The 10,972-nt window shown below is 59.6% G+C and carries 10 protein-coding genes; 2 read left to right on the forward strand and 8 right to left on the reverse strand.

Annotated features, from left to right (window positions below):
- Positions 1 to 387, forward strand: a 387-nt coding sequence (locus ACWGS9_RS32760; RefSeq protein WP_454509118.1) for an S-(hydroxymethyl)glutathione synthase, incomplete at its 5' end; no start/stop codon positions are given.
- Between the two features lie 455 nt (positions 388 to 842).
- Positions 843 to 1,622, forward strand: coding sequence for a 3-hydroxybutyrate dehydrogenase (locus tag ACWGS9_RS32765; RefSeq protein WP_454509119.1), 780 nt, complete (start codon positions 843 to 845; stop codon positions 1,620 to 1,622).
- 347 nt (positions 1,623 to 1,969) lie between these two features.
- On the opposite strand, the gene ACWGS9_RS32770 is transcribed toward ACWGS9_RS32765, so the two are convergent.
- The 8 genes from ACWGS9_RS32770 to ehuB form a co-directional block, all read right to left on the reverse strand.
- Positions 1,970 to 3,151, reverse strand: coding sequence for an acetyl-CoA C-acetyltransferase (locus tag ACWGS9_RS32770; RefSeq protein WP_454509120.1), 1,182 nt, complete (start codon positions 3,149 to 3,151; stop codon positions 1,970 to 1,972).
- 64 nt (positions 3,152 to 3,215) lie between these two features.
- Positions 3,216 to 3,845 (reverse strand): CoA transferase subunit B, encoded by a 630-nt coding sequence (locus ACWGS9_RS32775; RefSeq protein WP_454509121.1) that lies wholly within the window; start codon positions 3,843 to 3,845, stop codon positions 3,216 to 3,218.
- Between the two features lie 16 nt (positions 3,846 to 3,861).
- Positions 3,862 to 4,560 (reverse strand): CoA transferase subunit A, encoded by a 699-nt coding sequence (locus tag ACWGS9_RS32780; RefSeq protein WP_454509127.1) that lies wholly within the window; start codon positions 4,558 to 4,560, stop codon positions 3,862 to 3,864.
- Between the two features lie 258 nt (positions 4,561 to 4,818).
- A complete protein-coding gene (locus ACWGS9_RS32785) occupies positions 4,819 to 6,252 on the reverse strand; it encodes an amidase (RefSeq protein ID WP_454509122.1) in 1,434 nt (477 codons plus the stop codon).
- 519 nt (positions 6,253 to 6,771) lie between these two features.
- Positions 6,772 to 7,548, reverse strand: a complete 777-nt coding sequence (gene ehuA / locus ACWGS9_RS32790) for an ectoine/hydroxyectoine ABC transporter ATP-binding protein EhuA (RefSeq protein WP_454509123.1) — start codon at positions 7,546 to 7,548, stop codon at positions 6,772 to 6,774.
- 10 nt (positions 7,549 to 7,558) lie between these two features.
- Positions 7,559 to 8,227, reverse strand: coding sequence for an ectoine/hydroxyectoine ABC transporter permease subunit EhuD (gene ehuD, locus ACWGS9_RS32795; RefSeq protein WP_454509124.1), 669 nt, complete (start codon positions 8,225 to 8,227; stop codon positions 7,559 to 7,561).
- On the reverse strand, positions 8,224 to 8,883 hold the full coding sequence (gene ehuC / locus ACWGS9_RS32800; protein WP_454509125.1) for an ectoine/hydroxyectoine ABC transporter permease subunit EhuC: 660 nt from the start codon (positions 8,881 to 8,883) through the stop codon (positions 8,224 to 8,226). The genes ehuD and ehuC overlap by 4 nt, the downstream gene beginning before the upstream one ends.
- Positions 8,884 to 8,971: 88 nt before the next feature.
- On the reverse strand, positions 8,972 to 9,856 hold the full coding sequence (gene ehuB, locus ACWGS9_RS32805) for an ectoine/hydroxyectoine ABC transporter substrate-binding protein EhuB (RefSeq protein ID WP_454509126.1): 885 nt from the start codon (positions 9,854 to 9,856) through the stop codon (positions 8,972 to 8,974).
- Between the last annotated feature and the right edge of the window lie 1,116 nt (positions 9,857 to 10,972).

Here is a 10,972-nt window from a genome sequence, read left to right on the forward strand (position 1 = left end):
TCGGTGGTGGCCGTTGCCGGCACGGGCGACGTCACGGTCACGGAGAACGGCGACAAGCTGAAAGTGGTCGATCCGGCCGCGCTGATCCAGCGCCATGCCTGCACCGGCTGCGGCGTCCACATGCACGGCCCGGTCGAGCGCGACCATCCGTTCAAGGGCCTGTCCTTCATCCATCCCGAGCGCTTCGAGGAGGACGGCTGGTCGCCTCCGGGCTTCACCGCCTTCGTCTCCTCGATCATCGAATCCGGTGTCGATCCAAGCCGGATGGCCGGCATTCGCAGCCAGCTGAAGTCGATCGGGCTGGAGCCCTATGACTGCCTCAACCCCGGCCTGATGGACTACATCGCCACCTGGACGGCGAAGAACTCCGGCGCCTTGGCGGGCTGAACGATTCCAGGATTTCTGGCTTGGGACCCGGACGAGTTCCGGTCCCATTTTCATTTGGAGCGACGATGCCCGCACCTGCCATGCATTTAGCCGATAGGCTCGATGACCCGCGACGAGCGCGAGCGTCTGGAGTCGCGCAGCCATGCTTAGTGCTAGACCGGTTGGCAAGTCTGACCGTTGGCAAACGGGAACATGTCGTCGGTAGGGAGGAATTCTACTCCTTTCGTCCTAAATGATACCGGTCGAAATGGTTCTCATCAACGATTGAAAGCGTAGTAGAAAAAGGGCGATTAGTACGTCGCCGTCGAAGCGACGCCACAGCCATTACTCCATTGTGTGGGTCACGATCGAGTGGAGAACGTCCTGCGCACCTTGATATAGGCTGTCGACCCCTGGGAAACTCACAAACGCGATGTCCCGGACCTCCACCTCGGCGCCGCTAGGGAAGAGCAATCATGACAGGAAGACGTAACGCCATAGTAACCGGTTCGACCAGCGGCATCGGATTGGGTGTCGCTCGTGGCCTTTGCGCTCAGGGAATGAACGTCACAGTCAACGGCTTCGGAGCGCCGCCCGAGATCGAAGCGATTCAGCGTGAGCTGCGGGATGCCTACGGCGTCGAGGTACTTTATTCTCCGGCCGACATGACTAAGCCGGCAGAGATCGAGGCGATGGTGAAGGACGCGCACGCTGCATTGGGTCCAACCGAAGTGCTCGTCAACAACGCGGGGATACAGTTTGTCGCCAGCGTAGAGGACTTCCCGGTGGAGAGATGGGATGCGATCGTAGCGGTAAATCTGTCTTCCGCTTTTCTCGCGTCGAAGGCGGTCATTCCGGCGATGAAGCAACGCAACCGAGGGCGGATCATCAATATCGCATCGGCGCATGCGCTTGTGGCCTCTCCCTTCAAGTCCGCCTACGTGGCAGCCAAGCATGGAATCGCCGGTCTAACCAAGACCATTGCGCTTGAAGTCGCCACCTTTGGCATCACCGTAAATGCCATCTGTCCAGGGTACGTCTGGACGCCGTTGGTCGCGAAACAGATTCCGGACCAGGCTCGCACCCGCGGCATCAGCGAAGACGAAGCAAAGCTCGCGCTTCTGGCAACGCAGCCAACCAAGCGTTTCGTCGAGATCGAGGAAGTGGCTTCGCTCGCAGTCTATCTCACAAGCGACATGGCGCGTTCGATCACCGGCGCATCGATCTCTATCGACGGCGGCTGGACGGCGCACTAGGAAACTGCGGACGACTGTCGTAGCGGACCAGCAATTGACGCATTGTTCCACAAACCTGCCGCCTCGGGGGATTAACTGATGGAAGACTGGCCGACCGACATCCCAAGTTTCGCCCAGCTCAACAGCGAAGCGGCAGCCCGTAACTGCCCTGTATCCCCTGTATCTCGGCATGATGAGGCCTTAACGAATGCAGGGTGCCGACGCGGTCGGCCAACGAAGCTCGCCAATAGCGCCAGTCTCAATGCTAAAGCCTAAAGCTACGAGAAGTCCCGCTGCAATGCGAATCTGCCGGCGACGGAGACGTCGCAAAGCCAGTTTGTGGCGCAAGCATCCGCGGGAGTCCCTCCCTAAAGCGCTTCCACGCACAGGGCGACGCCCATGCCGCCGCCGATGCACAGCGTCGCGAGGCCTTTCTTGGCGCCGCGGCGGCGCATCTCGAAGACCAGCGTGTTGAAGACGCGGGCGCCCGAAGCGCCGATCGGATGGCCGATGGCGATCGCGCCGCCATTGACGTTGACGATCGAGGGATCCCAGCCCATGCCCTTGTTGACGGCGCAGGCCTGCGCGGCGAAGGCTTCGTTGGCCTCGACCAGGTCAAGGTCCTTGACCGACCAGCCGGCCTTCTCCAGCGCCCGCTTGGACGCGGGGATCGGCCCGGTGCCCATGATCGCCGGATCGACGCCGGCGGTCGCCCAGGAAGCGATGCGCACCAGCGTGGTGATGCCGCGGCGCGCAGCCTCGGCCTCGGTCATCAGCAGCGCGCCGGCGGCGCCGTCATTGATGCCGGACGCGTTGGCTGCGGTGACGGTGCCGTCCTTGTCGAAAGCGGGCTTCAGCTTGGTCATGGCGTCGAGCGTTGCGCCATGGCGGATGTACTCGTCCTGGTCGACGACGGTGTCGCCCTTCCTGCCCTTGATGGTGAAGGCGACGATCTCGTCCTTGAACTTGCCGGCCTTCTGCGCGGCCTCGGCCTTGTTCTGCGAGGCGAGCGCGAACGCATCCTGATCGTCGCGGGTGATTTGGAACTGGCGGGCGACGTTCTCGGCGGTATTGCCCATATGGTAGCCGTTGAAGGCATCCCACAGGCCGTCCTTGATCATGGTGTCGATCATCTTGTAGTCGCCCATCTTGACGCCGGCGCGCAGGTGCTCGGCATGCGGCGACAGCGACATCGATTCCTGGCCGCCGGCGATGATCACCTTGGCGTCGCCGGTGGCGATCTGCTGCATGCCGAGCGCGATGGCGCGCAGGCCCGAGCCGCAAACCTGGTTGAGGCCCCAGGCAGTGGTCTCCTTCGGCAGGCCGGCATTGATCGAAGCCTGGCGGGCGGGGTTCTGACCCTGCGCGGCGGTCAGCACCTGACCGAGGATGACCTCGTCGACTTCCGCCGCCTCGACGTTCGCCCGGGCGAGCAATTCCTTGATGACCACGGCGCCGAGCTCATGCGCCGGCGTGGCGGCGAAGGCGCCGTTGAAGGAACCGACCGCGGTACGGGCGGCGCTGGCGACGACGATGGATGGGGTGCTCATAACAGTTGCTCCGTTGATGGTTGGACCGACAAGGTTTCGACCTCGGCGCAAACAAGGCTCCGGGTCAGTTGACGATCGTGGCTTCGGTTGCCGCGCGCAGCACGCTGTCGGTCACGCCATCGGCGAGTTCCACGAGCTTCAGGCCGCCCTCGACGACGTCAAGAACACCAAGATTGGTGATGATCCGGTCGACGACCCCCTTGCCGGTCAGCGGCAGTGTGCAGGCCTTGAGCACCTTGGATTCGCCGGCCTTGTTGGTGTGGTCCATGACCGCGACGACCCGCTTGACACCGGCGACCAGGTCCATGGCGCCGCCCATGCCCTTGACCAGCTTGCCGGGGACCATCCAGTTGGCGAGATCGCCGTTCTCTGCGACTTCCATGGCGCCGAGGATCGCCATGGCGATCTTGCCGCCGCGGATCATCGCGAAGCTTTGCGCTGAATCGAAGAAGGCCGAGTGCGGCAAGGCCGTCACCGTTTGCTTGCCGGCGTTGATGAGGTCGGCGTCGATCTCGTCTTCGGTCGGGAACGGACCGATGCCGAGCAGGCCGTTCTCCGACTGCAGCGTCACATGGACGCCCTCGGGGATGTAATTGGCCACCAAGGTCGGAATGCCGATGCCGAGATTGACATAGGTGCCGTCTTCAAGCTCGCGGGCAGCCCGTGCCGCCACCTGGTTCCTGTCCCAGGCCATCTCGTCTCCCCTGCTCTCAAGCCGCCGCGCGCGTGGTGCGCTGTTCGATGCGTTTCTCGTGCTCGCCCTGGATCAGGCGATGCACATAGATCCCCGGTAGGTGGATGTGATCGGGATCGAGGCTGCCGGCGGGCACGATCTCCTCGACTTCGGCCACGCAGATCTCGCCGCAGGTCGCCGCCGGCGGATTGAAGTTGCGGGCGGTCTTGCGGAAGACGAGATTGCCTGACGTGTCGGCCTTCCAGGCCTTGACGATCGACAGGTCCGCCACGATGCCGATCTCGAGCACATGAGCCTCGCCGTTGAAGGTCTTCACCTCCTTGCCTTCGGCAACAACCGTGCCGACACCAGTCTTGGTGTAGAAGCCGGCGATACCGGCGCCCCCTGCCCGCATGCGCTCGGCAAGTGTCCCCTGAGGATTGAATTCAAGTTCCAGTTCTCCGCTCAGATACTGGCGCATGAACTCGGCGTTCTCACCGACATAGGACGAGATCATCTTCCTAATCTGCTTAGTCCTGAGCAGCACGCCCAGACCGAAGTCGTCGATGCCGCAATTGTTCGATGCAATGGTGAGTTCTTTGGTACCGGCGTCGCGGATCGCTGCTATCAGAAGCTCAGGAATACCACATAGTCCGAATCCGCCAGCAGCTATAAGCATCCCATCGAAAAGGAGCCCGTTCAGTGCGGTGCGTGCGTCGGGATATACCTTATCCATATATACCTTATCCATTTCGGCTCCTAATATCGGCTTCAGTCATTTAAGGGGGTGGATGAAGAGGTGTGAGGTTTATTCGTTATTGGAGCAGCCTAACGATTATGACCACGGCCATAGCGACATTAACAATTCGGTCCCGGTATAACGAACGCGACGTCTGCGCAAATACAGCGCATGGGGAGGCCGTTGTGGTGATCTAGGCGGCGATAACAAATCGTAGCCGCACTGACCCCAAGAGAAAATACCGATGTCTGATTGTCAGAGGCTCCCTGCTTGAATTTTTGGCCGTCGGGCCCTCCACGGTCTGGCTTCCTCCAGATCGCGTGCGACACGGACCAGTGTGGCCTCGTCACCAAAGCGACCGACTATCTGAAGGCCGATTGGCAACCCGTCGATACTTTGTGCCAAAGGCAAGGATACCGCAGGTTGTCCGGTAATATTGAAGATAGGTCGATGGCAGGCCATATAGCCTTTTCTCGTCCACTCTTCGGCAGAGATCGTCGGGTTGGTCAAGCTATAAATGCCGCCATGCGGAGATGCTACGACGGGTTGCGTGGGAGTCAGCACGATGTCAAAGGAGTCGATCGCCTCGGCCACCTGAAACCGCATTCGCCGGAAGCCTTCATTCACGTCGTTCCAGATCGATAGAGGTTTATTGCGGCTCCGTTCGTAGAGTTTGAGACTCACCGGCTCCAAAGTGTCCGCGCTAATAGTGCGGCCCATCGCCCGCGCCGACGCTTCGAGCGAACTTGCGCCGAGATCTGAACACAGGAGAATTATTCTGGTGAACATTTGGAAATCAAATGGGGGCCCGATCTCGCTCACTTGGTGACCCATTTCCTCCAGAAGTGAGGCAGTCGAGTCGACTGCTTGCAAGACTTCCGGTTCAAGATCGAGTTCGCCCCATGTGGTCCTCGCGATCCCGACCCGCAGAGTGCCGGTGGGTTGGGAAAGCTCCTCCACATAGGGCCGACTTGGCCGGACAATGACAAACGGATCGCCGAGATGAGAACCGGAAAAAACGTCCAGGGCTGCAGCCATATCACGCACTGTCCGGCAAAGAACAAATTCTCGATGGAGGCCGAACTCTGTGTCCTGCTGTTCCGGCCCGCCTGAAACACGACCTCGAGACGGGTTCAACCCAACAACACCGCACCATGCTGCAGGACCACGTATCGATCCGCCACTGTCGTTCGCATGCGCAATCGGAGTGACACCGGCGGCGACCGCCGCTGCGGATCCCCCGGACGAGCCCCCCGCAGTGCGTTCCAAATTCCATGGATTGCGGGTAATGCCATTTAGGATGGTTTCGGTCGCCCCTGATAACCCAAGCTCCGGCGTTGTTGTTCGTCCGAGAGTCCGGAGCCCAGCGACCCGGGCGCGACGAAAAAAGAAACTGTCCGCCATCGGGCGCTGACCTTTGAACAGACGGCTTCCCCGCTCCTGAAGTCGGCCAGCTTCGCTGGCTCCGAGATCCTTGCGAAGGAATGGTACGCCTCTAAAGAACCCGGAATCTGCGCCCGCAAGACTCTCGGCATCTTCGTAGAATTCGATGACGGCGTTGATGCGAGGGTTGACTTCGTCATAAGCTGCGCGGGCCAGGCGTGTCAGTTCTATAGGAGTTACCTCACCGGCATTCACGAGCCTCGCCAAGCCGGTGGCATCGTATTGCACGTATTCACTGAGCTTCATTTCACCCTCCCTTGCTCCTCCGATTTGGCGAGATGGGCCAGTCTCCGGCCAGCAGGTTCCGTCTACAGATCGCCCCGTGAAGCGAGCAGCCGAGGAGATGCCTGCAACGGCTTGCACTCGACACAGTCGACCTGTTCGTGAATCACTGGGCAAGTCCCCCATACCACTGCAGGGTCCATTGAGGCGCTGAACGCGCTTCGTGATCCCCGCACGGTGCGGCACATCCGCGTGTCAATTTCCCCGTGCCATGACTTTGCGGAGCGGCCAGCGGGGGGCATCATCCATGTCCGCCATGCGCCCGCACTCTGGCAATGAACGCACTTCTTGTAGCAAGAGGAATTCTCATCCGACGATTGCCTATTCGCTGACAATGGCAACGTATCCAGGTGCGCATCATCGAATGTCTCTGCAAACGATGCGCTCCGGTGTTGGAGCTTCTGAGCTCTAATCATCGTTAAATCAACGCCAAGTAAGAGACATGTAGTTTGCCAAATTGGGCCGCAGTTAAGCCGGCGCTATTTATCGCGCTTCCAGCACCGCACTGAGGAACTGCCGCGTCCGCTCGTTCTGCGGGTTGCCGAACAGCTGGTCGGGTGGGCCCTGCTCGACGATCTTGCCGCCGTGGAAAAAACAGACGCGATCGGAGAATTCCTTGGCGAAACCCATCTGGTGAGTGACCATCAGCATGGTGAGGTCATACTCGGCACCCAGCTTGCGGATCACGTTGAGCACCTCCCCGACGAGCTCCGGGTCCAGCGCCGACGTCACCTCGTCGAACAACATCACCTTGGGCCGCATGGCGAGCGCACGAGCGATCGCGACGCGTTGCTTCTGCCCGCCGGAAAGCTGTATCGGGAAGTGGTTCTTCTTGTCGCCGAGCCCCACCATGTCGAGAAGTCCGGCAGCGCGGGCCTCGGCCTCCTTCTTAGGCAGTCCCAAAACCGAGACGGGTGCCTCCATACAGTTCTGTAAGGCTGTCAGGTGCGGGAACAGGTTGAAATGCTGGAACACCATCCCGATCTTGCCACGTACGCGTCTGAGATGCCGCTCGCTCGCCGGCACCATCCTTCCATTCTTCTGTATGTGCGTGAGCGGCACTCCGTCGACCCAGATCACCCCCCCTTGAATCCGATCCAGCGTCATCAGGGTGCGCAGCACGGTGGTCTTGCCCGAACCCGAAGGGCCGATAATGGAAACCTTCTCGTTGGGGGCGATATCGAGGTTCAGCCCGTCCAGCACGGTGAGCGCGCCGTATCGCTTGGTAACGTTCTCGAAGCGGACCATGCGTTCGTTCATGAAGAACCCCTTATCGCAGATGATAGCGGCGGTTGAGCCAGAAGCTCACCGACTGCACGATTGCCGAAGCGACCAGTGTGAGCACAAGGTAGAAAAAACCGGCCATGGCGATCGCTTCGATGAAGCGGTAATTCTCCGCGCCGAAACTTTTTGCTTGCTGAAGCATCTCAAGAATCGAGATGGCCGCAAGAATGGGCGTCGACTTGAACATACCAATCAAGTAATTGCCCAAGCTAGGCACCATGGGTGGGATCGCCTGCGGCAGGATGATGGCGCGCCAAGTCCGTGTCCGTGGCAGGTTGAGCGCAGTGCACGCTTCCCACTGACCACTATCCACATTCTCGATCCCTGCGCGATAGCACTCCGAGCAAAGGGCGGCGTAGTGGATGCCGAGCACTCCGATGCCGGCGGTCCAGGCGGGGATAACGATGCCGAATTGGGGGCCGACATAATAGACGAAGAACAGCTGTAAAAGCAGCGGCGTCGAGCGGACGAATTCAACGATCTCTGTCATTGCAGCGGCCACGTAGCGATTCGGCGACTGGCGGATCAGCGCGAAGACCAGGCCAAGCACCAGCGCGATCAAGAAGCCTTGCAGTGTGGCCTCAACCGTGACAATCGCGCCGCCGTAGAGATGCGGCAACGCCTGCCATACATAGGACCAATCCCAAATGTTCATGCCAGTGACTCCCGCACGAAGCCACTGGAGAGGCGGCGCTCTAGCCAGCGCACAAAAGGCGTGATGAGGGCGCGCGCGATCACGTAGTAGCCGAACAGCGCCACCGCGAAGAACAGCAAGTAGTTGCCGGTAGCGTCGGCTGCCAGCTTGGATGCGGTGGTAAACTCGGTGATGGTCACGAAGAAGATGAGCGAGGTAGCATTAAGCAATTCAATCATCAGGTTGCCCCAGGGCGGCAACATGGCGCGAATCGCCTGGGGCATCACGATACGGCGCATCATTGTGAGCCGCGGGAAGTTGAGTGCGGTGCTCGCTTCGTACTGGCCGCGATCAACAGCTTCGATGGCGGCGCGAACCACCTCGGCCCCATATCCGGAGACGTTCATTCCGACGCCGAGGACGGCGACGGTCCATGGCGAAAGAGCGACACCGAAGAACGGCAGCACAAAGAACCACAAGTAGAGCTGGACGAGAAGCGAGGTGCCGCGAAAGAACTCAATGTATGCGATCGCAGCCGCCCGCAGCGGCCAATGAGCCGAGACGCGGATTAGACCGACCACCACGCCCAGCACGACAGCCACTAGAGATGCCCCGAGGGTTACGAGAAGGGTGGTCAGAAGGCCCTTGGCGAGTGCCGCCACGCTAAAGCCGAGCATCTGTCTGCATCCTCTATGGCCAGTTGCGTCTGACCGCCTTCCTGCTTTGTCTGGAAGGCGGTCAGACGCACTCCGTCACTTTGCTGGTTCAATCCTTGCAGAGGTCAGCGGTTTTACTGTCGCCCGGCAACATCGATTTATCGAATCCATATTTGCTGACCGATGCCATCATCTCATCGGAGCCGATATAACCCTTCATTGCCGCGTTGAAGGAATCGACCGCCGCTTTCTCACTGAGCGGGAAGGCAAAAGCGGGATTGCCGGGCTTGCTGGACTGGGTGTACGGCTCGGCGAGCGCGAGGTTTTTATCGTTGCCTATAGCTTTCTTCAGTCCCAAGTAGTCGCCGACTCCAACGTCGGCGCGGCCCGCCTTAATAGCCTGGATAATTTCCGCGTAACCAGGGACCTGCATGATCTTGTCGTCGGCGATACCGATATCGCGCGCGTTCTTGAGCGAGGAGAAGGCAGAGCCTGTGACAACGGTCACGCCCTTGTTACGGGTGTCTTCCAAGGAATGCAGGTCTTTCGGATTACCCGTGGGCACAACCAGCGCATCGTTGACGGTAGCGATCAGATCGCTGAACAGCACATTCCGGCAACGCTCAGGCCGGACGTACATGGCGTCGGAAATAACGTCAAAACGACCGGCCTGCAGGCCGGGGATGAGAGAACCCCATTCGGTCACGACCGGCTCGATTTTCGTGGCGCCCATCTTTTTTAGAACAGCCAGTATGATCGCGTTGCTAATGCCCAGGGATTCATTGTTCTCGCCGGGAAAGGCCCAAGGAGCATCATTGGAGTAGCCGATCCGGATTGTCTCTCCGTTCTTGATCTTATCGAGGAGCGACTCAGCCGAGGCGGAGCCCGGTATCGAGCCGACTGCCATAGCCGTAATACCCAAAGCAGCCATTCCCTTCAGAACCATACGCCGGAATTGATCATGCCTACCTGCGATGTATCGTCCGTTGTTCATTTTGTAACTCCTTCCGTTTTGTTGCCGCATGGATTTGGTTGGACCCCATGCCGCGGTTCCCCTTTTGCCAAAATGATAGGGTGGTCAGCTTTCCCCATTCATTATGGATTTGTAGGTCCTTCCTCGACATCTTCGAATTGCATTGCTCGACAGATCTCGAGGGCGCGAGCTTGACTTTTGCAGGGTCAGGCCAGCCAGAATCCTGCGCGACTCGCGGCCACATATCGGGGAGAATTGAGAAGCCATCATGCTTCTTACTAATTTCCTCCACCGAAAAGAGTTTGCCTACGACGAAACTCATGTGTGCTCTTAAAGCTAATGTCAATAGCCGGAGAAATTTTTTTACACGCGGCGCTGCAATAGCAGGTGCACTGGATATAAGACGTAGAGGCAGAGGCCGTTCAGCCCGAAGTTCCTCGGCGTGAGCTCGTCAGCTGTGCGCCCGAGGCGTGCATGAACGAGGCGTAAGATGCAGCTGTCGTATCCGGCCTCGGTGTATTGGATATTGAGTTGTTGCGCGCTTGTTGGCTTGTTGGGCTGCTGACCGAGGAAACAACATTAGTGGCGGCGTACTTCGCTCCTCCGGCCTTGCCGATACCTCGCGCGCGGGTACGGTGGCCATGCACCTCAATCGCTAATCTTCAAGAGCCTCGACCCCGCTTGCGCCCCGCAACCAGGCGTTATTGCACCTTCCCAGCGCATGCTGCGGTCAGAACAAAATCGGGATTTCTTGATCGAGACCCCAATCGGCGCGAAGATGGGCAAGGCCGGTTGGAATAACACGGCCATATTCTTTAGGGCACAGGTCGAAGCACGTTCACCTCTTCAGTGCGCTCGTGGATCACCGCGGAACAGAGTGGAACGAACAGCTTTGGCCTGCCGTTTGCGAAGTCACCCGGTTGACTCGCGACTAAGCCGCTTCATCCCGACCAATATGCAGGCTACCGCAGCCTTCGAACAGACCAACTCAGATGCGCTGCCCAATTGCCCAGGAAGCGATCCGTCCTAGCGCGCTCTCATCGCTCGTATCCCTTATTTAGTCGCCCGTGAACAATGAAGCGCGTCAGGCGGCGCGTGGTTTCGGCTGGCATTGAAGCGCGGCGATGAGCAGGCACA

It is taken from the genome of Mesorhizobium sp. Arg314, assembly GCF_053714275.1.